The organism is Kribbella sp. NPDC026611, assembly GCF_040638345.1.
Classification (GTDB): Bacteria; Actinomycetota; Actinomycetes; order Propionibacteriales; family Kribbellaceae; genus Kribbella.
The window spans coordinates 1,194,424-1,217,537 of sequence record NZ_JBEZYC010000001.1 but is presented as its reverse complement, the minus strand read 5'-3'; the positions used below and the strand labels follow the sequence as shown (position 1 = coordinate 1,217,537).

General features: G+C 69.2%; 25 protein-coding genes. 3 read left to right on the top strand and 22 right to left on the bottom strand.

What is annotated here, in order from left to right:
• The first annotated feature begins 4 nt into the window (after positions 1 to 4).
• Positions 5 to 370, top strand: a complete 366-nt coding sequence (locus AB0E69_RS06110) for a hypothetical protein (protein WP_360140279.1) — start codon at positions 5 to 7, stop codon at positions 368 to 370.
• On the opposite strand, the gene AB0E69_RS06105 is transcribed toward AB0E69_RS06110, so the two are convergent.
• The 11 genes from AB0E69_RS06105 to AB0E69_RS06055 all read right to left on the bottom strand — a co-directional run bounded on the left by AB0E69_RS06105 (position 360) and on the right by AB0E69_RS06055 (position 9,856).
• On the bottom strand, positions 360 to 752 hold the full coding sequence (locus AB0E69_RS06105) for a type II toxin-antitoxin system VapC family toxin (RefSeq protein ID WP_360140276.1): 393 nt from the start codon (positions 750 to 752) through the stop codon (positions 360 to 362). The genes AB0E69_RS06110 and AB0E69_RS06105 overlap by 11 nt on opposite strands.
• Complete coding sequence (locus tag AB0E69_RS06100; protein ID WP_360140273.1) at positions 749 to 994, bottom strand: type II toxin-antitoxin system prevent-host-death family antitoxin; 246 nt, start codon at positions 992 to 994, stop codon at positions 749 to 751. The genes AB0E69_RS06105 and AB0E69_RS06100 overlap by 4 nt, the downstream gene beginning before the upstream one ends.
• 33 nt (positions 995 to 1,027) lie before the next feature.
• Positions 1,028 to 1,960 carry a 4-(cytidine 5'-diphospho)-2-C-methyl-D-erythritol kinase gene (locus tag AB0E69_RS06095; protein ID WP_360140270.1) on the bottom strand — a complete coding sequence of 311 codons (933 nt, stop codon included), beginning with the start codon at positions 1,958 to 1,960 and terminating at the stop codon, positions 1,028 to 1,030.
• 18 nt (positions 1,961 to 1,978) lie between these two features.
• Entirely contained in the window at positions 1,979 to 2,857 is an 879-nt protein-coding gene (gene rsmA / locus AB0E69_RS06090) for a 16S rRNA (adenine(1518)-N(6)/adenine(1519)-N(6))-dimethyltransferase RsmA (RefSeq protein WP_360140267.1), read from the bottom strand.
• A 21-nt stretch (positions 2,858 to 2,878) separates the two neighbouring features.
• Positions 2,879 to 4,003, bottom strand: a complete 1,125-nt coding sequence (locus AB0E69_RS06085) for a ubiquitin-like domain-containing protein (RefSeq protein ID WP_360140264.1) — start codon at positions 4,001 to 4,003, stop codon at positions 2,879 to 2,881.
• Between the two features lie 216 nt (positions 4,004 to 4,219).
• Positions 4,220 to 4,834 (bottom strand): nitroreductase family protein, encoded by a 615-nt coding sequence (locus AB0E69_RS06080; RefSeq protein ID WP_360140261.1) that lies wholly within the window; start codon positions 4,832 to 4,834, stop codon positions 4,220 to 4,222.
• Positions 4,821 to 5,729 (bottom strand): hypothetical protein, encoded by a 909-nt coding sequence (locus tag AB0E69_RS06075; RefSeq protein ID WP_360140257.1) that lies wholly within the window; start codon positions 5,727 to 5,729, stop codon positions 4,821 to 4,823. The genes AB0E69_RS06080 and AB0E69_RS06075 overlap by 14 nt, the downstream gene beginning before the upstream one ends.
• Positions 5,723 to 6,634, bottom strand: coding sequence for a TatD family hydrolase (locus tag AB0E69_RS06070; RefSeq protein ID WP_360140254.1), 912 nt, complete (start codon positions 6,632 to 6,634; stop codon positions 5,723 to 5,725). The genes AB0E69_RS06075 and AB0E69_RS06070 overlap by 7 nt, the downstream gene beginning before the upstream one ends.
• A gap of 49 nt (positions 6,635 to 6,683) precedes the next feature.
• Positions 6,684 to 7,100, bottom strand: coding sequence for an SRPBCC domain-containing protein (locus tag AB0E69_RS06065; protein WP_360140251.1), 417 nt, complete (start codon positions 7,098 to 7,100; stop codon positions 6,684 to 6,686).
• A gap of 21 nt (positions 7,101 to 7,121) precedes the next feature.
• A complete protein-coding gene (gene metG, locus AB0E69_RS06060; RefSeq protein ID WP_360140248.1) occupies positions 7,122 to 8,888 on the bottom strand; it encodes a methionine--tRNA ligase in 1,767 nt (588 codons plus the stop codon).
• A 41-nt stretch (positions 8,889 to 8,929) separates the two neighbouring features.
• Complete coding sequence (locus AB0E69_RS06055; protein ID WP_360140245.1) at positions 8,930 to 9,856, bottom strand: NADP-dependent oxidoreductase; 927 nt, start codon at positions 9,854 to 9,856, stop codon at positions 8,930 to 8,932.
• A gap of 125 nt (positions 9,857 to 9,981) precedes the next feature.
• On the opposite strand from AB0E69_RS06055, the gene AB0E69_RS06050 reads away from it, so the two are divergent.
• Positions 9,982 to 11,244: a LuxR C-terminal-related transcriptional regulator gene (locus AB0E69_RS06050; RefSeq protein WP_360140242.1), complete on the top strand. Its 1,263-nt coding sequence runs from the start codon at positions 9,982 to 9,984 to the stop codon at positions 11,242 to 11,244.
• Here AB0E69_RS06050 and metG (AB0E69_RS06045) read toward each other — a convergent pair.
• The 4 genes from metG (AB0E69_RS06045) to AB0E69_RS06030 are packed head-to-tail and all read right to left on the bottom strand — an operon-like array spanning position 11,241 to position 14,326.
• Complete coding sequence (gene metG / locus AB0E69_RS06045) at positions 11,241 to 12,806, bottom strand: methionine--tRNA ligase (RefSeq protein ID WP_360140239.1); 1,566 nt, start codon at positions 12,804 to 12,806, stop codon at positions 11,241 to 11,243. The genes AB0E69_RS06050 and metG (AB0E69_RS06045) overlap by 4 nt on opposite strands.
• Positions 12,807 to 12,834: 28 nt before the next feature.
• Positions 12,835 to 13,677, bottom strand: coding sequence for a 16S rRNA (cytidine(1402)-2'-O)-methyltransferase (gene rsmI, locus AB0E69_RS06040; RefSeq protein ID WP_360140236.1), 843 nt, complete (start codon positions 13,675 to 13,677; stop codon positions 12,835 to 12,837).
• Positions 13,674 to 14,090, bottom strand: a complete 417-nt coding sequence (locus AB0E69_RS06035) for a PIN domain-containing protein (RefSeq protein ID WP_360140233.1) — start codon at positions 14,088 to 14,090, stop codon at positions 13,674 to 13,676. Before AB0E69_RS06035 ends, rsmI begins: the two co-directional genes overlap by 4 nt.
• The gene (locus AB0E69_RS06030) at positions 14,087 to 14,326 is read right to left on the bottom strand and encodes a hypothetical protein (protein WP_360140230.1); all 240 of its coding nucleotides are present in this window, start codon (positions 14,324 to 14,326) and stop codon (positions 14,087 to 14,089) included. The genes AB0E69_RS06035 and AB0E69_RS06030 overlap by 4 nt, the downstream gene beginning before the upstream one ends.
• Before the next feature lie 215 nt (positions 14,327 to 14,541).
• Between AB0E69_RS06030 and AB0E69_RS06025 the strand changes: the two genes are divergently transcribed.
• The gene (locus AB0E69_RS06025) at positions 14,542 to 16,083 is read left to right on the top strand and encodes a phospholipid carrier-dependent glycosyltransferase (RefSeq protein ID WP_360140429.1); all 1,542 of its coding nucleotides are present in this window, start codon (positions 14,542 to 14,544) and stop codon (positions 16,081 to 16,083) included.
• 38 nt (positions 16,084 to 16,121) lie between these two features.
• On the opposite strand, the gene AB0E69_RS06020 is transcribed toward AB0E69_RS06025, so the two are convergent.
• The 7 genes from AB0E69_RS06020 to AB0E69_RS05990 form a co-directional block, all read right to left on the bottom strand.
• Positions 16,122 to 16,805 (bottom strand): DUF1707 domain-containing protein, encoded by a 684-nt coding sequence (locus tag AB0E69_RS06020; RefSeq protein ID WP_360140227.1) that lies wholly within the window; start codon positions 16,803 to 16,805, stop codon positions 16,122 to 16,124.
• Positions 16,806 to 16,867: 62 nt separating this feature from the next.
• The gene (locus tag AB0E69_RS06015; protein ID WP_360140224.1) at positions 16,868 to 17,734 is read right to left on the bottom strand and encodes a hypothetical protein; all 867 of its coding nucleotides are present in this window, start codon (positions 17,732 to 17,734) and stop codon (positions 16,868 to 16,870) included.
• 30 nt (positions 17,735 to 17,764) lie between these two features.
• Complete coding sequence (locus AB0E69_RS06010) at positions 17,765 to 18,976, bottom strand: MFS transporter (RefSeq protein WP_360140221.1); 1,212 nt, start codon at positions 18,974 to 18,976, stop codon at positions 17,765 to 17,767.
• The gene (locus tag AB0E69_RS06005) at positions 18,973 to 19,758 is read right to left on the bottom strand and encodes a DUF364 domain-containing protein (protein WP_360140218.1); all 786 of its coding nucleotides are present in this window, start codon (positions 19,756 to 19,758) and stop codon (positions 18,973 to 18,975) included. The genes AB0E69_RS06010 and AB0E69_RS06005 overlap by 4 nt, the downstream gene beginning before the upstream one ends.
• A 21-nt stretch (positions 19,759 to 19,779) precedes the next feature.
• Positions 19,780 to 20,838, bottom strand: a complete 1,059-nt coding sequence (locus tag AB0E69_RS06000; RefSeq protein WP_360140215.1) for a pyridoxal-phosphate dependent enzyme — start codon at positions 20,836 to 20,838, stop codon at positions 19,780 to 19,782.
• Positions 20,835 to 22,355: an ATP-binding cassette domain-containing protein gene (locus AB0E69_RS05995; RefSeq protein ID WP_360140212.1), complete on the bottom strand. Its 1,521-nt coding sequence runs from the start codon at positions 22,353 to 22,355 to the stop codon at positions 20,835 to 20,837. The genes AB0E69_RS06000 and AB0E69_RS05995 overlap by 4 nt, the downstream gene beginning before the upstream one ends.
• Positions 22,352 to 23,110, bottom strand: a complete 759-nt coding sequence (locus tag AB0E69_RS05990) for an ABC transporter permease subunit (RefSeq protein ID WP_360140209.1) — start codon at positions 23,108 to 23,110, stop codon at positions 22,352 to 22,354. Before AB0E69_RS05990 ends, AB0E69_RS05995 begins: the two co-directional genes overlap by 4 nt.
• Positions 23,111 to 23,114 lie beyond the last annotated feature (4 nt).

Below are 23,114 nucleotides of genomic sequence, written 5' to 3'. Positions count from 1 at the left end.
CCCGATGGACGTGCCCAACTACGACGGCCGCATCTTCCGGCCGCTCGGTAACCCACCCAACTCCCCCACCGGCCGCTACCACCAGAACGGCAACCTGATCTGGGCCGACTTCGGCGGTGGCCGCCTGCACTTCGGCCGCCTGGTCGGCACCTGCGACGCCAACGGCGTCATCACCGCCACCTACTGCCAACTGGCGACCGACGGCACCGTCACCGCCGGCCAGGTCACCAGCACCCCCCACTGGACCCCCGAAGGCACCCTGACCCTCTCCGAGTCCTACCACCGCCTCGACGGCGCCCAGGGCATCTCCATCATCGAAGAGGTAGACAAATCCCTGGCCCCACCAACCCCAGAGTCAATCAGGCCTTGACCGTCTGGACGTCGTAGCGCTGGACGAACCGATCTCTGGTGACCAGGGCCAGATCTTCGACCAGTGCCTGGGCGACCAGCATGCGATCGAACGGGTCTCGATGGATGGCCGGCAACCGACCGGCCACCGGCCCGTGTACACGGCGGACCGGCAACTCGATCAGGCCGCTGTGCTCGAGCGCCTCGGCAAAGTCGCCCGGCACCTCCAGCTTGCCCGCGGCCTCCTTGATCGACAGCTCCCAGACGCTCGCCGCACTGAAGCAGACCACAAGCTCCGTGTCGATCCGCTCCTTCAACTCAGCGGACAGGTCATCGGCGTCGGAGAGCCACCACAGCAGCACGTGACTGTCCAGCAGCAATCCCGTATCGGCCGACTCGGTCACGGCATTCCGAACAGATCGGCGATCTCCTGGTTGACCTCCGGTGAGTCCCAGTCCTCGCTGTAACTGATCCGGCCGGCCAGCGAGCCTCGGCCGCTGCGCCGACGGACCTCGGTCAGCGGCACCACTTTCGCGACCGGACGCCCGGCCCGGCTGATGATCACGGTCTCGCCGTGCTCCACCCGTTCGACGATGCGCGACAGCTGCGTCTTCGCCTCATGGATGTTGTACATGAGCTCGCTCATCGAAGACCTCCTTAGTCCACTTAGCTAAGGCTACTACCTACTCACGATGGCCGGGAGGATGCGCGCCCCGGGGACGGGGGCTTCGGCTTGGCGGACCATGCGGCAGAGGCCGGATTCGGCCAGTTCTACGGCCAGGTCGACGGCGCTGCGGCTGTCGGCGGCGAGGAAGAGGCAGGTGGGGCCGGAGCCGGAGATCTGGGCGGCCAGGGCGCCTTGTTCGAGGCCGAAGCGCAGAGTGTCGCTGAGCTCGGGGCGGAGCGAGAGTGCGGCGTCCTGGAGGTCGTTGCTGAGGGCAACCGCGAGCGCGCCGGGCTGGCCGGACAGCAGCGCGGAGAGCAGCTCGGCGCGGACCTTCGGCGCCTCGACCCGGCGGAGCGGGCGCATCCGGTCCAGCTCGCGGTACACGTCCGGCGTCGGCAGCCCGCCGTCGGCGATCGCGAACACCCAGTGGAACGTGCCGCGCGACATCACCTCGGTGACCTGCTCGCCACGGCCCTGCCCGAGCGCGGTGTGGCCGACCAGGCAGAACGGTACGTCGCTGCCGAGCTCCGCTGCGTGGTGCTGCAGCTCGCTCTGCGACAACTGCAGGCCCCACAACCGATTGCACGCCACCAGGGTCGCGGCCGCGTCGGTGGATCCGCCGGCCATCCCGCCGGCCACCGGAATCGTCTTCCGGATGGTCAGGTCGACGCCCTCGTCCACGTCGTACTCCGCCTGCAGCAGCCGCGCCGCCTTCACCGCGAGGTTCGTCTCGCCGGTCGGTACGTCGTTCGCGAAGTCGCCGACCACCTCGACCGAGACGTCACCGTCATCGTCCCGCAGTACCGCCGTGACATCGTCGTACAGGGCAACGGCTTGGTAGACGGTCGCGACCGGGTGGAAGCCGTCCGGGCGCGGCGGACCGACCGACAGACCCAGGTTGATCTTGGCCGGCGCTCGCACCGTGACCTCAGCGGAAGGTGGCACGTCGCACAGGCTAGTGCCTTACACCTCTCGTGCTGCACCGGCGAGGGCGGCGAAGTCTGTGATCCCGAGCATCTCGCCCCGGAGCCGGGAGTCGATGCCGGTGGCCCGGAAGACCTCGTCGAGGCGGTCGCGGTCCGGCATCCAGCGGGCCAGCGCGGACCGGATCGTCTTCCGGCGTTGCGAGAACGCGGCCTCGATCACCGCGAACACCTCCTCGCGGCTCGCGGTCGTCTCCGGCGGTTCGCGGCGTGCGAAGGCGACCAGCCCGGAGTCGACGTTGGGCGCCGGCCAGAACACGTTCCGGCCGATCGGCCCGGCGCGTCGCACGTCGGCGTACCAGGCTGCCTTGGCCGACGGTACGCCGTACGTCCGCGAACCCGGACCGGCCGCGAGCCGGTCGGCGACCTCGGACTGCACCATCACCAGCCCGTGCCGCATGGTCGGCGACACCTGCAGGAGATGGAGCAGCACGGGTACGGCGACGTTGTACGGCAGGTTCGCCACGCAGGCAGTCGGCGAACCGATCTCATCCGGACCGACGTCCATCGCGTCCGCCTCGACCACGGTCAGCCGGTCGGCCTGCTCCGGCGCGTACGTCGCGATCGTCGACGGCAGCGCCTGCGCGAGCAGCGGATCGATCTCGACCGCGGTGACCCGGTGTCCCGCCGCGAGCAGCGCCAGCGTCAGCGACCCCAGCCCGGGCCCGACCTCGAGAACCGTCTCGGCCTCGTCGAGTTCGGCGGCGCGGACGATCCGGCGGACCGTGTTCGGGTCGATGACGAAGTTCTGGCCGCGCTGCTTCGTCGGCCGCACCCCGAGGGCGGCGGCCAGCGAACGCACGTCCGCCGGACCGAGAAGTCTCGGTCCGGCGGACGTGGAGGAATCTGACGAGCTCACCCCGTCAGTCTGGCAGGCCGCTCAGGCCTTCTTGCCGCAGACCGGCCAGGCGCCGTAACCACCGCGGTCGGCCTTGACCTTCTCCGCGATCGCGATCTGCTGCGCCTTGGACGCGCCGTTGGCGTTGTTGGCGTACGCCGTCCCGCCGTAGGCCGCCCAGGTGCCGTGGTCGAACTGGAGACCGCCGTAGTACCCGTTGCCGGTGTTCGCGGCCCAGTTGCCACCGGACTCGCACGCGGCGATCCGGTCCCAGGCACCCGAACCACCGGTCGACGGCGGCGTGCTCGTCTGGTCGGTCGTCGGCACGTCCGGCTTCGGCTTGGTGCCGACCGTGACCAGTTCGTCGACCGGCGCGGTGACGACCTTCGACCCAACCACCTTGCTGGCCGACAGCTTGCCGTCCAGGTAGGTGTACAGGTACGTGACCGTCTTCGAGCCGTCGGTGCCCTTGGTCGTGGTCTTCTTGGTGCCCTCGAGCAGCGTCGCCGACTTGGTCTCGTCGGTGCCGTGCGCGATCGCGACGGTCTTGGTGACCTGCTTCTGCACGACCTGCACGAAGCTGATCGTGTTCGCACCGAGCTTCAGCGGGGTCGCGGCGGCCGGGGTGATCCGGTCGTCGGAGTCCCAGCGGACCTTCGCCTCGGTCAGGGCCTCGCCGACGGTGCCGGCCAGCGACTTGATCGTCACGGTCTTGCCCTGGTGCACGATCTGCACGGTCTTCGGCGTCTTCACGATCAGCTCCAGGCCCTGCCGCCCGAGGGGCGCGCTCCGGCTGGTGGAGAGGATCGCGCCGTCGTAGCGCAGACCGAGGTCGGCGAGCGCCTCGTTCACGCTGTCGGCCGTGGTCCAGTAGGACTTCTTGGTGCCGTCGGCGTTGACGGTGAGCTGCCGACCGTACTGCACCGAGATCTCCTGGCCGTCCTTCAGCTTCGAGTCCGCGCTCGGCGCGACCAGGTCGTGGTCACCGAACTGAACCTTCTCGGCCTTCAGGGCGTCTGCCACGGTGGAGCCGAAGGTGTGCACCTTCCGCACCTGGCCGTCGACGGAGACACTCACGGTCTTGCTCTTGGCCGCATAGGCCACCGAGCCGCCAGCGACGGCGAACGCGGCCGCCGCACCGACGGCCACGATGATGGACTTACGCACTAACGCTCCCAGGTAGGGCTACCCGGGCACGAGGTCGGGCAGCACTGGCACCGGCCGCGGACTCCAGGCTGATCGCCTGGCACCCATGGTCGACGCCGAGGGGCGTGCTGCCCGGAATCTTCCCCGATCCCGGCCAATATCACGGGACCATAACGAAGAAGTCGCGGAAGCGCCAATCCTCTGGTCGGCGAGTCGTAAAAAGGTGTAACGGGCCATTTACGCCCAGTGATTGCCCCAGTGGCCGCGATGCACCACTTCGGCGGTCGTCCGGCGCCCTCTTTTCAGCGACGGCGACCGCTTGTCGGGCGCCCGGTACCCGACCGACAGCAACCCGATCAGGTCGTACCCCTCGGGCACGCCGAACTCCTTCAGCAGCCGGCCCACTTTCTCCGCGGGAGGCCCGAAAAAGCAGGCTCCCAGGCCTTCGTCGACGACTGTCTGGAGCATCAGCAGGACGGCCATCCCGGTGTCGACGTACCAGTACGGCGCGGTCCAGTGGCCCTCGTCGCGGTCGGTCCAACCCTTGTCCGGCTCGGTGTACCGATCGAGGTACGCGTCCTTGTGCGCGAAGGCGAGAATCAGCAGCGGCGCCCGCCGGAGGCCTGTGAGCCATTCCACATACTTCTCGTCCGGGTTCTCGGCCGCGATCCGCCAGTAGCGCTCGCGGTCGTCGCCCTCCAGGGTCAGGAACGCCCAGCCCTGCGTGAAACCCCCGGACGGAGCCCGGAGACCGTTCTCCAGGATGCGTTCGCGGAGCTCGGCGGGGACGGGGCGGTCCGGGTCGTAGTTCCGGACCATGCGGCGTCGGCGTACGACGTCACTGAACTCCATCTGCACTCTCCAGAAGTCGCGCCAGCAGGAAGGCCTCGGTACCCGCCAGCCCGACCGAGCAGAACACGACCGTCTGCCTCGCCGGCGGGTTGTCGAGCACCTCGCCAAGGCTGACCATCCGATCATGCTGAGGGGTACCGGCGAGGACGTACGGCGGGTCGTACGCATGCGTCTGTTGCAACGAGTCCGTCACGACGAGGTCCGCCCGATCAATCAACTCCGGCCCGAACTCGGCGCGGCCGACCTGCTTCGGTCCGAGCGTGGTCACAAACGCCCCGTCAGCAATCCACCCCGGGTCGATCACCGGCCGTGCACTGTTGGTCGCAAGCACCACCACCTCAGCCCCCTCGACGGCGGCTCGAGCAGAGTCCACCGCCGTTACGGACAGCCCTAGGTCCTCAAAAGCTCTTGTCACAAAGGCGATTCGTCCCTCGTGATGCCGGCTGTAGACACGAATGTCTGACAGTTGCCGGACTGCCGCGATCGCCCAGAGCTGAGTGAAGGCCTGCGTGCCGGAGCCGATGATGCCGAGGGTCCGAGCGGTGGGTTGGGTGAGGGTTTCTACTGCCAGCCCGCCGATGGCACCGACCCGCCGCGGACCGAGTTCGTTGCCGAGGGCAATGCCTCGGACCTCGCCCGAATGCCAGTCGTGGATGATGACCACTTGCTGGCCCGGGACTGTGTTGAAGGAGTCGTACGACCGGTAGCCGTACCACTCCCCCTCCAACGCGCCGGTGGTGAAGATCAGCCTGCCCGCGCCGAGGTCCGTGGACGCCCTGGGTGGGGTCCGCAGCTGCCCGGTGTGGGCCGCACGGACCGCCTCTCGCATCCAGGCGACCGCGTCCGCAGGGCTCAGTTGGGACCGGATGTCGGCGTCGGTGAGGACGGTTACCACGGGCCACCGAAGGCGCGGTTCGCGTTGTCGTTCAGGGCCGCGCAGAGCTCGGCGACCGAGATGTTCAGGACGTCCGCCATCTTCCGGACCGTGTGCGGGATCAGGTACGACGCGTTCGGTTTCCCGCGGTACGGCGACGGCGTCAGGTACGGCGCGTCCGTCTCGACCAGGATCCGGTCCATCGGCGTCACCGCGAGCGCGTCCCGCAGCGACTGCGCGTTCTTGAACGTCACCACGCCGGCGAAGCTCAGGAACGCACCGCGGTTCACGCACTCGCGGGCGAACTCGGTGTCGCCGGAGAAGCAGTGCATGACGAGCCTGTCCGGCACGCCCTCGCGGTCCAGGATCCGCAGGATGTCCTCGTGCGCGTCCCGGTCGTGGATCATCAGCGTCTTGTCCAGCCGCTTCGCGAGCTCGATGTGCGCCGCGAACGACTCGTGCTGGGCGGCCCGCCCGTCCGCACCGGTCCGGAAGTAGTCCAGCCCGGTCTCCCCGATCACCCGGACCTTCGCATTACCGGCCGCGAGCCGCTCGATCTCGGCCAGCGCGCTGTCGAGCTCGCCGGCTTCCTTCAGCCGTGGCGCCTCGTTCGGGTGCAGGGCGACGCCGGCGATCAGGTTCGGGTACTGCGTGGCCGCCTCGACCGCCCACACCGCGCCGGGCAGGTCGCAGCCGACCTGGACGATCCGGGTCACGCCGACCGAGCCGGCCAGCTTGATCGCTTCGGCCGGGCTCAGCCACGCGCCGTCCTCGCCGTCGGCGATGTCGAGGTGGCAGTGCGCGTCGACCACGCTCATTGGCAACGGGTCCGGGACCGCAGGCCGGCTCCGGTCCCGGGACCGCCCGTCCTCCCCCACCGCGGCCCGCTCGCGCGTCGGGCGATCCACCTCCACACCATCAGCCATACGGCTCAGATTACTGAGTTGTCGACCTTCCCCGCGCCTCCGCCCTCGTCTAGCCCTCGGCGGCCGCTTTCACCTTGGCCACGAGCATCTCCCACATCTCCTGGGAGTGCTTGGCCTCGTCCTCACTGCCGTTGTTGTCCTGCGACAGCTTCAGGTGCGTGCTGCCGGTCAGCTCGTAGGTGAGCTTGTGGTAGTTCTCCGGTACGTCGGGCTGCCCGGTCAGCGGGCTGTAGTGGGTGAGCTCGAGCAACCGCTCCGGCTCGACCGCCAGGATCTCGCCCTTGTCCTGGTACGGCTTGCCCTCCCACTCACCAGTCCAGGTGATCGGGCTCCCGACCTGCCAGTCCGTCGCCACCTCGGCGCCGAACCACAGCTCCTTCAGCTGCTCCGGGTCGGTCAGCACCTGCCACACCTGCGCCGGAGTCGCCTCGATATCCGTCTCCGCTGTTGCCACGTAACCAGTCATGGTTCGACCGTACGACCGCTCTCACCCTTCGCGCTTGTACAAACGCGCCAGTTCCTCCTCGACCACCTCGGGCCCGAGCTTGGCGAACACCGGCGTCGGCGGCGGCACCGGCGTACCCGCCACCACCGGCACCGACTCCCACCGCGGTTGCACTGCGTAATCTCCGGTGATGATCGGGTACGCCGGCCCACCGTCGAGATCCTGCACCTCACGGATCTCCGGCTGCGGGAGCAACTCACCGGTCCCACCGAGGGCCTCGTGCACTCGCTGGGCACCGTGGGGCAGCACAGGGCTCAGCAGGCAGTTGCTGTCAGCCACCACCTGCGCCGCGACATGCAGAATCGTGCCCTTCCGCCGGAGGTCCGTCTCCTTCCACGGCGCCTGCTGCGAGAGGTACTGGTTCGCCTCGGCCGCATTCCGCATCGCCGCACTCACCGCGGCGCGCAGCCGATGATGCCGCAGATGCTCGCCGACCGTGGTGAAGGCTTCCTTGCTACCGGCAAGCAGCTGATGATCGGCGGACGTCAGCTCCCCGGCGGCAGGAATCGCCCCGAAGGACTTGGCGATCATCGACGCGGTCCGGTTGACCAGGTTGCCCCAGGTGCCGACCAGCTCGTCGTTGTTCCGGCGGACGAACTCGGACCAGGTGAAGTCGGTGTCCTGCGTCTCCGGTCCGGCGACCGAGAGGAAGTACCGCAGCGCGTCCGGTCCGTACCGCTCAAGCACGTCCCGGACGTAGATCACGACTGACCTAGACGACGAAAACTTCTTGCCCTCCTGGGTCAGGAACTCGCTGCTGACCACCTCGGTCGGCAGGTTGAGTACGCCGTACTCCCCGGGCGACCGGTTGTACGCGAGTAGCTCGGCCGGCCAGATCTGGGCGTGGAAGGTGATGTTGTCCTTGCCCATGAAGTAGTACGACTCCGCGGACGGATCGGTCCACCACTTCCGCCAGGCGTCCGGGTCGCCGGTCCGGCGGGCCCACTCGATGCTCGCGGACAGGTAGCCGATGACCGCGTCGAACCAGACGTAGAGCCGCTTGTTCGGGTTCTCCGCCCAGCCCGGGAGCGGGACCGGGATCCCCCAGTCGAGGTCGCGGGTCATCGCCCGCGGGCGGACGTCGCCGAGCAGGTTGAGGGCGAACTTCAGCACGTTCGGCCGCCAGCCGGTGCGGGTCTGCAGCCAGCCTCCGAGCTGGTCGGCCAGCGCGGGCAGGTCGAGGAAGAAGTGCTCGGTCGGCACGAACACCGGCTGCTCGCCGTTGATCCGGCTGTGCGGGTTGATCAGGTCGACCGCGTCCAGCTGGTTCCCGCAGTGGTCGCACTGGTCGCCGCGCGCGCCGTCGTACCCACAGATCGGGCAGGTGCCTTCGATGTAGCGGTCCGGCAGCGTCCGTCCGGTGGACGGCGAGATCGCGCCCTGACTGGTCTTGGTGATCAGGAACCCGTTGCGGTGCACGGTTTTGAAGAGTTCCTGCGCGACGGCGTAGTGGTTGCGGGTCGTGCTCCGGGTGAACAGGTCGTACGACAGGCCGAGGCTGTGCAGATCCTCGACGATGACCCGGTTGTACCGGTCCGCGAGCTCGCGCGGCGAGACGCCTTCCTGCTCGGCCTGCACGAGGATCGGCGTACCGTGCTCGTCCGTCCCGGAGACCATCAGCACGTCGTGACCAGCCATCCGCAGGTACCGGCTGAAAACATCGGAGGGCACACCGAAGCCGGACACATGGCCGATATGCCTGGGCCCGTTCGCATACGGCCAGGCAACAGCACTGAGGACATTGGTCATGCGGCCGACTGTAAGACCAGCCGACCGCACCACCAACGGGTTTACGGCGTCAGGACGAGTTTGCCTTGGGGGTGGCCGCCTTCGCTCAGTTCTTGGGCTTTGGCGGCGTCGGGGAGGGGGAAGGTTTCGGCGACGCGGATCGTCAGTTTGCCGTCGGCAACCGCCTGGAGCTGGGCGGCGAGGGTACTGCGGACCTCGTCGGGGGTTGCCGTGCCGACCGCGGAGACCTCGATCCCGAGCTCGGCCGCGGCAAAGTCGGCGATCGTGACGATCCGGTCGGTGCCGCCCCGCAGCTCGATCGACTCCTGCAGACCGCCCTGCCCGGCGGTGTCGAAGACCGCGTCCACACCCTGCGGCGCAGCCTCGCGGACCCGCTCGACCAGCCCATCGCCGTACTCCACCGGGATCGCACCGAGGCCGCGGAGGAACTCGTGGTTCTTCGGCGACGCCGTACCGACCACCGTCAGCCCCGCGAGCTTGGCGAGCTGGGTCGCGACCGAGCCGACCGCGCCGGCGGCGCCGTGGATCAGGATCGTCTCGCCGGACTTCACCTTCAACAGATCCAGCACGCGCTGGGCCGTCGCGCCGGCGACCGGTACGCCGACCGCCTGCGCCCAGCTCACGCCCGCCGGCTTGCGAGCCACGTCGCCGGCGATCGCGTACTCGGCGTACGAACCGCCGTCGGACCAGCCGACCACCTCGTCGCCGACCGCGAAGCCGGCGCCCTCGCCGGCCTCGTCGACCACACCGGCCACCTCCAGCCCCGGGATGGCCGGGAACACCGGGTCGATGAAGCCCTTGGTGTAACCGCGGCGCACCTTGAAGTCGATCGGGTTCACCCCGGCCGCGTGCACCTTGATGCGGACCTGGCCGGGCCCGGCGTGCGGCTCCGGCACCTCCTGGACCGTCAGCACCTCAGGACCGCCGAACTCCTCGAAGACCACCGCTTGCATTCCGTCCGCCTCCATGAATTGGTTGTTGCTACAATCAAATGCTGCCCGGCGGCTCGGTGTTCCCGACTGGCCGATCGGACAGTTGTCCACCGTCCGAAAGGCGGGCCGGGTCCCGCGGGCACCCACGTACGCTCAGAGCCATGCAGGAGGTGCGGATGGAAGCCGAGCTGTTGGCGTCGGCGGTGCAGGTCATCGACGGGCCACCGGAGGAGCTTCTGGTCCGGCTCTCGGCTGCGACGGCCGAGCTGGTCCCGCACCGCGCGGTCGCTCAACTCGCGTCGCAGTGCGCGTCGACCCCGGTCACCGCGCACGGTGATCCGGCCTTGGCGTCGGCCGTCACCGGCGCCGACCTGGCCGCTTTGCTGGCGACTGTGACGGCCGGCCATGCCTGGCAGGGAGAGACGAGTATCGCCGGGTCCACGCACCCGGTGCTCGCGATCGCCAGCGACCGGGCCCCGCGCGGCTCGGTCGTCGTCTTCATCCTCACCGACGCCGACCAGGTGCTCCCCGTCGCGGCACTGCAGGCGTTGTGGGATGTCATCACCGCGCACATGTACCGACTGACCCTCGAGCGGGAGCCCGGTGCGATCGCTCAGAACCGGGCCGTCGCGGCCGCCCGCGTCGACCTCGCGGCCGAGCTCGGGGAGGCGCACACCGCGGCCCTCGCGACTCTGCTCGGGGTACTGCGCAACCAGCGGATCGACGACGCGTCCGCCCGGACGATGGCGGTCGAGCTGGCCTTGAACGGGCTGGCGGAGCTCCGGAGCGACACCCAGCTGGACCGCGTCTGCAGCGGCGAGGAACCCGTCGGCAAGGCGTTCGACCGCCTCGCGGACTCGCTCCGCGCGCTGCTCCGGCGCGGCCCGGTGGAGCTCGAGCTCGATGCCCCCGGCAACGATCGGCTGATCCCCGGCGGTGTCGCACACGCCGGCCGGGTCGCCGTACGCGCCGTCGTGCTCGCGATGCTCACCCAGGATCGCCTGACCAGGATCCGGGTCGGCTGGCAGTGGACCGGCGTCGAGCTGCAGGCGACCGTCCGCGACGACGGCCCGGGCCTGATGGCGAACGTGCTCGACCTGGGTCAGCTGTCCGAGCGGCTCCGTCTGCACGAGGGCGACCTCGACCTGGACGCCGTCCCCGGCTGGGGCATCACCGCGCGGGTCACGATCCGGGCCGAGTCAGGCCCGCAGACCATCACCTCGGATCCGTTGGCCGCCCTCGGTGCTCGTGAGCTCGAGGTGCTCGAGCGGCTGGCCGAGGGCGGGCGCAACCGGTCCATCGCCGACGACCTGCACATCAGCGAGTCGACGGTGAAGTTCCACGTGGCCAACATCCTGACGAAACTGGACGTGGCCACGCGGACCCAGGCCGCCGCGCTGTACCACGCGACGGCGGCGGTTTAGGACTCTTCGAGCCGCGGGAACAGCGCGTCGCCCTTGGTGAGGGTGGCGCCGGGCGGGAGCTGGCCCCACGTGCCGGCGTCCTGGACGCGCTGGTCGCTCAGCGCGCCCAGCTTCTCCTCGGCGCCGAGGAGCGTCCAGAGCTTCGCGGACGACTTCGGCATCGTCGGGTTGTGCAGCACGGCGACCGCGCGCAGTACCTCGGCGGCGGAGTACAGGATCGTGGCGAGACGGTCCCGCTGGAAGTCGTCCTTCGCCACCTTCCACGGCTCCTGCTCGGTGACGTAGCCGTTGACCGCACCGACCAGCTCGTTGATCGCGGTCAGCGCGTCCTGGAAGGCGAGCGTGTCGATCGCCTTGTCCGCGGCCGCGACCGTCTGCGCGAGCTTGTCGGCGAGCGCCTGCTCGGCCGGTCCGTGGTCGGTCGGCTCCGGCAGCGCGCCGTCGAAGTACTTGCCGACCATCGCCGCGATCCGGCTGGCCAGGTTGCCCAGGCCGTTGGCGAGCTCGGAGGTGTAGACCGCGCTCAGGTGCTCCCAGGAGAACGAGCCGTCCGATCCGAACTGGATCGTGCGGAGGAAGTAGTACCGGAAGGCGTCCGAGCCGAAGTGGTCGGTGATCTCGTGCGGCGCGATCGCGGTCAGCTTCGACTTGCTCATCTTCTCGCCGCCGACCAGCAGCCAGCCGTGCGCGAACACCTGCTTCGGGACCGGTACGCCGGCTGCGATCAGCATCGCCGGCCAGATCACCGCGTGGAAGCGGAGGATGTCCTTGCCGACCAGGTGCACGTCGGCCGGCCACAGGCTCGCGAACCGCTCCGGGTCGGCGCCGTACCCGGCGGCGGTGGCGTAGTTGAGCAGGGCGTCGACCCAGACGTAGAGGACGTGGTCCTTGTCCCACGGGACCGGGATACCCCAGTCGAACGTCGAGCGGGTGATCGACAGGTCCTGCAAGCCCTGCTTGACGAACGCGATCACCTCGTTGCGGGCGCTGCTCGGGGCGACGAACTCCGGGTGCGACTCGTACAGCTCGAGGAGCTTGTCGGCGTACGCCGAGAGCCGGAAGAAGTAGTTGGTCTCGGAGACCGTCTCCAGCGCCGTGCCGTGGATCATGCACAGCTGGGTGCCGTCCTCGCCGGTGCGGATGTCGGCGGGGAGCTTGAACTCCTCGCAGCCGACGCAGTACAGGCCCTCGTACTCGCCCTGGTAGACGTCGCCCTGGTCGTAGAGCGCCTGGACGAACTCCTGGACCCGCTCGGTGTGCCGCGGCTCGGTGGTGCGGATGAAGTCGTCGTACGCGATGTCGACGTCGACCCAGGCCGGCTTCCAGGCCTCCTCGACCAGCTTGTCGGTCCAGTCCTGCGGCGACATGCCCTGGGCCTGCGCGCTGCGCAGCACCTTCTCGCCGTGCTCGTCGGTACCCGTCAGGTACCACTTGCGCTCGCCGCGCTGGGCGTGCCAGCGGGTCAGGACGTCCCCGGCCACGGTGGTGTACGCGCTGCCGATGTGCGGCGCGGCCGTGACGTAGTAGATCGGGGTGGTGGCGTAATAGGCCTTCTCGGACATGCCTAAAGGGTAGTGCCGGACTCCAGTCTCAGTTACCAGGGTCTCGGGCGGCCAGTACGGCGTCGTACACGGTCCGTTTCGGCACGTTGTAGCGCTTGGCGACGTCGGCGATCGCCTGCTTGCGCGGCGTACCGGCCGCTTCGTCGGTCGCGACCTCGGCGGCCAGCTGCTCCGGAGTCATCGTGCGGTCGGGATCGGCGCCGGCGACCACGACCGTGATCTCCCCTCGTACGCCGTCCTTCGACCAGGTCACGAGCTCGTCGAGCGGTCCTCGCTTCACCTCTTCGTACGTCTTGGTCAACTCCCGGCACACCGCCGCCCGCCGATCCGCGCCGAACGCGTCACCCATCGCTTCCAGCGAGGCGGTCAACCGGTGTGGCGCCTCGAAGAACACCATCGTCCGCGGCTCCTCGGCCAGCTCACCGAGCCGCCGGCCCCGCTCGCCACCCTTCCGCGGCAGGAACCCCTCGAACGTGAACCGGTCCACCGGCAACCCGCTCAACGCCAACGCCGTCAGCACCGCCGACGGCCCCGGCACTGCGGTCACCTCAACCCCCGCCTCGATCGCCGCGGCCACCAACCGATACCCCGGATCCGACACACTCGGCATCCCCGCGTCGGTCACCACCACCACGGTCAACCCGTCAACCAGCGCTTGCAGCAACTCCGGAGTCCGCTCCCGCTCATTCCCCTCGAAGTAACTGACCACACGCCCCCGCGTCGAGATCCCCAACTCCCCCGTCAGCCTCCGCAACCGCCGCGTATCCTCCGCCGCAACCACATCCGCCGCCCCCAAAACCCGCCCCAACCGCCCCGAAGCATCCGAAACATCCCCAATAGGCGTCCCCGCCAACACCAGTCGCCCGGTCATGGGAGGAGGACGAACGAGTCGACGTGTCGCGGCCGCACAACACTGAAATGCCGCCGATCCAGCGTCGCCACCTCCCGGGCCCCCAAGGCCTCTGCAACGGCGACCACTGACGCGTCCGCAACCCCCAGCGGCATGTCGGCGTACCTGTGCATCAAGTCAGCGATCCGCTCGAGCTCGGACTCACATTCGGCGACCGCGAAGTCTCCGGCCGCCAGCGATGCCACGAAATCGGCCTCGATCTTCGCACCCAACTCACGCTGAATGAGGTAGCAGACCTCGGTGATCACCAGGCTCGGTACGACCAACTGCTCGCGGTTGAGGTGGGCCGCCGCGAACAGATCGACGCAGGCTCGATGGTCATCGTCGTTGTACAGCACCGCCGCGACGAGGGGGCCGGTGTCGACGACGATCACTCGGGCCGGCCGAGCTCGTCCCGCAGGATCTCTTCACTCCGCCGGGCGGTGTCAGGGCGGCTGCCGGCACCGGCGCCGAACCACGACGGAGGCCACGGCCGCGGCTCGGTTGCCCGGCGGCGACGCATCTCCAGGCGATGCTTGAGGATCTCCCGCATGTCCGGCACGAGCTCCGCCGCGGCTTCGTCGGGCAGTTCGTCGATCAGGGCGTGGAGTTCGTCGCGGGGCGTGCTCATGTGACTGATTGTAGGAGGTTCGGGGCGGGCGGTTCCGGTTTTCCACAGGCGGGGGGAGACGGTGGTACCGGGGCGTCCGTACGATGGCTCGCGTGGCTGCTGTGATCGAGGACGGGACTGCTCGGCGGGACGACGCCGGCGACGGGCTGGAGACGCTCGGGCGGGACGTGCTCGGGAGACGGTTGCCGCCGCTCAAGGAGCGGTTGTACCCGGCGATGCCGAAGGACGCCGACGGTGGGTGGATCGCGACGCTGGTGATCACGATCGTGGCCGGGATCCTCCGGTTCTGGCACCTCAGCACCCCGGTGAAGTTCGTCTTCGACGAGACGTACTACGCCAAGGACGCCTACAGCCTGCTCAAGTTCGGTTACGCGCGGCAGTTCATCGACCAGCCCGAGGGAGCCGCCGACAAGGCGATCCTGAGCGGCAACCTGGACGTGTTCAAGCCGACCCCGAGCCTGACCGTGCACCCCGAGGTCGGCAAGTGGATGATCGCGGCCGGCGAGAAGCTGTTCGGGATGGACACGTTCGGCTGGCGGTTCATGCCGGCCCTGTTCGGCACCCTGACCGTGCTGCTGCTGATCCGGACCGTCCGCCGGATGACCCGCTCGACGTTGATCGGCTCGATCGCCGGCCTGCTGCTCGCCGTCGACGGCCTGCACTTCGTGATGTCCCGGGTCGCGCTGCTCGACATCTTCCTCGCGTTCTGGCTGGTCGCCGCGGTCTCCTGCCTGGTCGCCGACCGGGACTGGACCCGCCGTCGGCTCGCGGACTCTCTCGACCAGGCGACCGAGCCCGGCCGGATGGGCCGCTGGCTGCTCATCCGCCCGTGGCGGATCGCGGCCGGCATCTGCTTCGGCCTCGCACTCGGCACCAAGTGGTCGGCGGTCTGGACGCTCGCCGCGTTCGGCGTCCTCGCCTTCGCGTGGGACTACGGCGCCCGGCGCTCGCTCGGTGTCCGGTTCGCATTCGTGAAGTCCGCGATCGTCGACGGCATACCGGCCTTCCTCAGCCTGATCCTGGTCGCCGGCATCACGTACGTCGCCACCTGGACCGGCTGGCTGCTGCACGACAACGCGTACGACCACAACTGGGCGGCCAGCAACCCCGCGCACGGCGTGATGAAGGTCGTGCCCGACGACTTCCGGTCGCTCATCCACTACCACCAGGAAGTCCTGGCGTTCCACACCGGCGACTACATCAAGCACGCCACCCACCCGTACCAGTCGAACCCGGCGGGCTGGCCGATCATCGCCCGCCCGATCGGCTTCGACGCGGTCAACGACATCAAACCGGGGACGCCGGGCTGCAACCCGCCCGCCGGTACCAACTGCCTGCAGGTGATCTCTGCCCTCGGCACGCCGATCCTCTGGTGGGGCGGTGCGCTCGCGCTGATCGCCGCCCTGGTCCTGTGGATAGGCAGCCGCGACTGGCGGTACGGCGTACCCCTCGTCGGGTTCGTCACCTGCTGGGTGCCGTGGTTCGGCTTCGACACCAGACCGATCTTCTTCTTCTACGCCGTGACGATGATCCCGTTCACGGTGATGGCGGTCGCGCTCGTCCTCGGCAAGATCCTCGGCCCGGCGCGCGCGGCCCTCGGTACGGCGTCTCCACGCCGGCTGATCGGCAGCGCGGTGGTCGGCGCGTTCGTCGTCCTCGTGGTGCTGAACTTCGCCTACATCTGGCCGATCCTCACCGACAAGGTGCTTCCCCACCCGGACTGGCTCAGCCGGATGTGGTTCAAGACCTGGATCTGAGCGCCCGCCAACCAGCGCCAAGACCGCCGGCAGTCACCTCAGTGGAGCTCGTGGTGGCCCTTGCCCTTGTGCCTGCGCCCGTGGCGTTTCGCGGAGGACTGACCGCCGACGCCGCCGAACAGCGCGAGCCCCTTCACCACGACCACCGGCGCGTCCGGGTGCGGGTCGTCGCTGCCACGGGCGCCGAAGCCCCCGAAGATGCCGACGCCCTCGTTCCGAACCGTGACCCCCTCCGGCACGGTGATGTCGATCCCGCCGAACACCGCGAACGCGTAGATCGTCACCTCGCGGCCCTCGAACACCGCGTCGGTCATGTCCAGGTCGTGCCCGCCGAACACCGCGAAGGCGTTGGTACGGCGCTTCACCCGCCAGCGGCCCTTGCGCTCGCCGCCGCCGAAGATCGCCACCATCGTGTCGAAGCTGTTCTCCGGGTTGACCGGCTCCTCGATCGGCACCGGGCCGTTCGACACCGGCCGCGCGAGCTGGGTCGACGGCTGCGACGCCGGCGGCTGCGTGCCGGGGACGATCAGGTCCCGCGTGATCGGCTCGAGCTCGCCCAGCGTCTTCGCCTGCAGCGTCTGCTCCAGCCGCTCGGAGTGCTCCTCCTGCGACAACCGGCCCGACATCAGCGCATCCCGCAGTACGTCGACGACCTGGTCGCGGTCGATGTCGGACGCCCGCAGATGGGCGTGCGGGTGCGGGCGGTCGGGCAGGTTCTCCATGAAACGGAACGATATATCGAAAGGGGTGTTAGGTAGCACCCTGAAAATCCCCGATCCGCCCCCTACCGCGATCCCTTACCGACGTCCGGAGCCACCAGGTCGAGGACTGCCCAGACAGCCCGCGAGTATCCCTGATCCGGTTGCTGTGTCTGCGGATCCAGGTGCGAGGTCGTCTCCACCCCGACCCATCCGTGAAACCTCCCGTCGTCGTCGACCACCGGCAGCATCGACTGGACGTGATCGAGGGTTCGACCACAGGCCGCCACATCCTGGCACCCGACCGGTAGGCGCGAGACCGAACCTCCCAGGGCAGTCACGAAAGTGCCGGTGTACTGCGTCCCGTCAGCCGGCCGAGCGCCCACGCTCTTCGGGTCGATCGGCGCGTTGCTGCCGTAGCCGATGCCGACGGTGGCGGAGTAGTTGGAGAAGGTGTTCGGGGCGGCGAGCGGGACAGGCCCGGCCGGCCCGTCGAAGGTTCTGCTGCTGACTCGGGCGAGCTTGCCGTCGGGCTCGAACACGTCCCAGTGCTCGGTCAGCGTCGCGCGCGGGGCGCCGGCCGCGTCGCGGGTCCAGTTCACGGTCAGTTCGCCGTTCGCGTCGTACTCATAGTCTCCCGTGAAACCGCCACTGGGTGCCGCCTGGAAAGCGGCGGCGACCTGTGCAGGCCCCGGTCGGTCGCGCATACTCCAGCTCCACCAGGTCGCTTTCACCGTGCCGTCCGTGGCGAACACGTAGGAGCCGAGGCGAACCCAGTTGGAGTACCGGTTGATCGCAGCGGTCTGCAGACCGCCGACGGCGACCACCCAGTTGGCCTTCCCACCTGGGAGGGCGACCTTGGGGTCGGCGGCGCCCGGCCGCACCACCGGTACCGCGAGGATCGCGACGATGAACGGGATCGCGACGACAAGCGCGATCAGGAGCCGTTTCACCGCTTCCTCCGGATCGTACGAAGGAACTACCTATGACCGGCGCAGCCTACTGTGCCCGCGGTGCACTCGAAGGGCGCAGAGAACCGCCACAGCGGTGATCGTGCTGAAGGTGAGCGCGACGCCTGGATAACCGCCGAGAGCCAGCCCCACGCCGCCGATCGCGGCACCCAAGAAGGTGCCGAGGGACATGCCGGCAGCGTTCAGGCTGAGGGCCGAGCCGCGGAGGTCGCCGCTGCGGCGGACCAGCAGAGTGGTGACGCAGGCGGCGACGGTGGCGTGGCTGGCGCCCATGACGGCGGTCAGGCCCAAGGTCAGCGGGAGTGACGGCGAGAAGTAGAACGCCGCGATGGCGAGGAGGGCCGTGGTGAGGCCGGTGAGCAGGAGTTTCTGCGGAATGATCCGCGCGTGCTCGACGGCCAGGAAGCGGCCGGATACCAGGTTGCCGACGAAGAACGAGGCTCCGCTGAGCGACCAAACCAGCGCGAACCACCCGGGAGCCAGGTCGAACTTCTCGTCGTAGAAGGCGGCGAGGTAGGCGAGGTAGCCCATGAACGCGGCGGTCCGGAGCATCGCGACAGCGAGCAGCGGCAGCGCCGCGGGGACACGGGCGAGCTCGCGGTACGTCGCCAGGTAGCTGACGCGGGTGGTGTTGGTCCCGGTCCTACCTCGCCCCCGGTAGAAGAACGCTGCCGACAGCGTCAGGGAGATCGCGGACGCCGCGAGCAGGTTGCCACGCCAGCCCCAGAGCAGGCCCGGTACGGCGAGCACCGGCGCCGCGAGCATCGCCATCGCGGAGGTCGTTGCCGACACCAACGTTGCCGCCCGGCCGGCGGCAGCGGGCGTAGTGAAGCGGTCCGCCGCAGCGGCACCGATCGACGGCGCGAGGATCGAGGTCGAGGCGCCGATCAGCAGGCAGAAGGTCGCGATCGCAAATACGTTGCCCAGGGCACCCAAAGCGGCGGACAACCCCAGCAGCGCGAGGCCACCGGCCGCGACGAGCTCCCGCGCGACCCGGTCGACCAGCGGTGCGACGAGTACGCCGACCGCCAGCGCGGCGAGGCCGCCGAGACCGCGCAGACCGCCGATCTCGGCGACGCTGCCGCCGGCCGCGTCGGCGATCGGGACCAGGTACATCCCGAACACCGTGAACGGGATCAGACTCACGGTCGAGGCGAGCAGGAACGGCCACAACCGCCGCGCCATCCGCAGGTCGCCGGGAACCTCCGTGACTGATGCCGTCATGTCTCCGTCCGGTAGCGGTAGAGGCTGCTCGGGCGGGAGCTGAACTGGGAGAAGGGGAACGGTTCGGCGGAGAGCGCAGTGACACCGGCGCCGAGAAAGGCACGGGCGACGGCGCTGCCGGTCTGGGCATAGATCGCCAGCGGCTTTCCGCACTCCAGCAAGGTGTCGAAGGAGCCGTTCGACAGTGTCATACCAGTTGCGACCACGGCGTCCGCTTCGGCCACGACCTCGAGCAGGTCCTTGCGCACCGGGATCCCGGACGCGGTGCGCTCGAGGTTGAAGTCACAGGGCAGGCAGACCCCGCCGCGGGCGGTGATCGCGTCAACGAGCGGGTTCACCACTCCGATCAACGCAACTTTGGTGCCGTTAGCAACGTTGATGAGCCCGGCGACCGCTTCGTCCCGGGCTCGCGCGCGGACATCCGGCGGGCCCGCGGGCAGCACGACCTCTTCGGCGTCGGGTGAGCTGTGATGCGGTTCGACGGCTGCCAGGTAGGCGTCCAGTGCGGCGATCCTGATGGGCAGCGGCAGATTGGACGTCAGGAGGTCCTTAAGATTCCGGCCTGAGGTGTCGGCGCAGCACGACGGGTCCAGTTCACCCGCCTCGAACGAGCAGGCACCGAACGCCTCGCCCACCCGCACCAGCACGTAGTAGTTGCGGTAGGTCACGTCGGCCCCCGGCAACCGAGTCGTGTGATGCAACCAGAACGCACTCGTCACGTCGAAGTCTGCAGGCGATGGGAAGCCACTGAGTACGGAGGCGGTCAGCTCGGCAACTATCATGGCATCCTCACAGGGACCAGGTTAATGCGACGGAGTCGCAGATGGAATCGCGGCGCGCCGATCCAGCGCCGAGGTACGGCGGTCCCAGGACATCGCCGACCACGGGACCGCGAGCTCGTCCAGGGAGCCGATCTCCTGTGGGCGCATCGACGCCATCGGCCGGGCCTCGGCGTGGCGGGTGAAGGCGGAGTCGACGTACCGCGTGCCGGTGTCCGCGGCGAGGAAGACGTGTCGCCGGTCGCGGTCGCAGCTGTGTTCCCACAGCGCCGAGAGGTACGCCGCCCCGGCGGAGAGTCCGGCGAAGACGCCAGAGGTCCGGAGTAGGTCGACCGCCGCGGACATCGCGTAGTCGAACGAGATCCAGTGCAGCCGGTCGTACAGCTCGTGCCGGACGTTGCGGAACTCGATCGAGCTGCCGATCCCGGCGATGATCATGTCCGGGTCCTGCGTATGCCCGGCCCCGAAGGTCACGCTCCCGAACGGCTGGACGCCGACGAGGTTCACGTCCCGCCCGCGGTCCCGCAGGTACTCCGCGATCGCGCCGGTCGACGCCCCGGTCCCGACCCCGCCGACCAGGCACAGCGGTCCTACCGGCACGAGTTCCGCGACCAGATCGGCCACCGCGGCGTACCCGAGGTAGTGGATCTCGTCGTGGTACTGCTGCATCCAGTGGTACGACGGGTTGTCACGGAGGATCTCGCCGATCCGCCGGACCCGGAGGTTCTGGTCGAGCTGGAGGTTGTTCGACGACGGCACCTGCTCGACCGTCGCGCCGAGGATCTCGAGCTGGATCCTCAGCGTCCGGTCGACGGTCATCGAGCCGACGATGTAGCACTTCATCCCGTACCGGTGGCAGGCCAGCGCAAGCGCGTGCGCGTAGATCCCGCTCGAGCTGTCGATCAGCGTGTCACCAGGGCGGACCGTCCCGGTCTCCAGCAGGTGGCGTACGGCGCCGAGCGCGGAGTACACCTTCATGGTCTCGAACCGCAGGCAGATCAGGTCGTCGCCGGCCTCGGACCGGACCCGGATCGGGTCCGGGTCCTTGATCGCCTCCGCCAGGTGGTCGTGCAGTCGCGTCATCGGCGCGGTTCGCTCCTTGTGTCGATGGATACCACGGGCGGAGAGTGGGGGGTTGCGGCCGCGACCAGGGCTTGGGTGAGCGGGTGCCGCGGGTCGGTGGTGAGGGTGGCGGGCGGGCCCTGCTCGACGACGCGGCCGGCGTCGAGCACGAGCACCTCGTCTGCGACGGACGCGACCAGGCCGAGGTCGTGGCCGATCCAGATCAGCGCGGTGCCGCGGTCCTTCAGCTCAGCCAGCAGGTCGACGACGAGCGCCGTACCGTGGTCGTCGAGAGCGGTAGTGATCTCGTCGGCGATCAGTACGTCGGGGTGCGCGAGGACGGCCCGGGCGAGGGCCGCGCGCTGCAGCTCGCCACCGGAGAGGCGACTCGGCGGTCGGGCGGCGGTCACCGCGGCGACGCCCAGACGGGCGAGGGTGGCTTGTGCTTCTTCGTGAGCTTGTGCGGGCGGGAGGCCGCGGAGACGTTGCGCGGTACGGGCGACTTGCTCGTCGACCGGACGGCGTTCGTCGAAGGAGCCGCGGACTTCCTGCCAGACGTACTGCACGCGACGGTTCTGCTCGCGGGCCCTTCGTCTCAGGACCGGGAGCGGTACGTCGTCCAGGAGGAGACGGCCGGTGTGGCGCTCGTGGAGGCCGGCGAGGCAGCGGGCCAGGGTGGTCTTGCCGCTGCCGGACCGGCCCACGATGCCGAGGCAGGTACCGGCGCGCACGCTGAGGTCGACGTTTTCGAGCACGACGTCCCGGCCGCGCGGCCGCAGCGAGGCAGAGAGGCTCATTGCCTCTAGCAACGGACGTCCGGCGGTAGTGGTTCCCCGGTCTGGCATTTCCGGCGCCGCCGGGAGTACGTCGACACCGCCGGACGCGACCACCCGCCCCGCATCGAGGATCACGACGCGCCCAGCGAGCGCGCGCACCAACCCGAGATCGTGACTCAGCAACAAAATCCCAAGTCCAGTCGCTGCCAGCGCACGCAGCTCGTGGATCAGTTGCAGGCGGGTGATCGAGTCCAACCCGGTACTGGGTTCGTCCAGCACCAGAACATTCGGCCGGCACGTCAACGCCTGCGCCAACGCGACCCGCTGCCGCTGCCCACCCGAAAACTGATGCGGAAACCGCCTTAGTGTGGTGCGAGGTAGTTGTGCAGCCCGGACCGCCTCGTCGACATCGCCGCGATGGAGCTTCTCCAGCTCGCGCAACGTCGTACCGATCCTGCGCGCCGGGTTGAGCGCGCTGCCCGGGTGCTGCGGCATGTACGCGACCACCCGCCCACGCACGTCCGCCGTCGTCGGTCCGTTGCCATCGACAACCAGCTGACCGGCGACCTCGACCCGTCCGGTCAGCGTCACTCCGTCGCCGGCTTGTCCGAGGAGTGCCAGCGCGGATGTCGTCTTCCCCGACCCGGACGCGCCGACGAGCGCCGTCACCTCCCCGGCGTACACCTCGAACGACACGCCGTCGACGAGGATTGTGTGACCCGCCGTGGCTCCGAGGTCCGCGACTGTTGCGAGTGGGTTCATCGCGTCTTCGCCACCAGCCTGTCGGCCAGCAGGTTGAACCCGAGCGTGAAGGACACCAGCAGCAACGCGGGCGCCAGTACTGACCATGGCTGGAGGAGCAGACCTTCGCGGTTCCGCGACACGGTCACCGCCCAGTCGGCCGCCGTCGGGCTCAGTCCCAGGCCGAGAAAGTTGACTGAGGCAACGAGGAACACGGCGAGGGTGATCCGGGTACCAAGGTCCGCCGCGACCGGGCCGAGGACCGAGCGCCCGACGTACCCCAGCTGGATCGCGAACCACGACTCGCGCTGCATCCGCAGCGCTTCGACCACGGGACTGCTGGCCGCAGTCAACGCGGCGGCGCGGACCAGCCGGGCGACCGTCGGCACGTTGACCATCGCCACGGCGAGCGTGATGGCGAGGGCCGATGCTCGCCAGCCGACGGCGACGACGCTGATCACCAGTAGGGACGGGAGCGGCAGCAATACGTCCAGCGGCCGGATCAACCCTTCGTCCAACCAACGATGTCTCGTCGACGCCGCCACCAAGCCGATGGACCCACCCACGAGATAGGCGATCGCGACCGCTCCTAGTGCCATCCCCAATGCCGTCCGCCCGCCCACCAACGCCAGGGAGAGCACGTCCCGCCCCAACCCATCGGTTCCCAGCACGCCGTCTCCGGAGTACGGCAACCCCGGCTTGATGGGCCGCTCGACCAACGGACCCACGACCGCGACGAGCAGCGGTACGGCCACGAGCACCGCTGCTGAGCCCACCGGC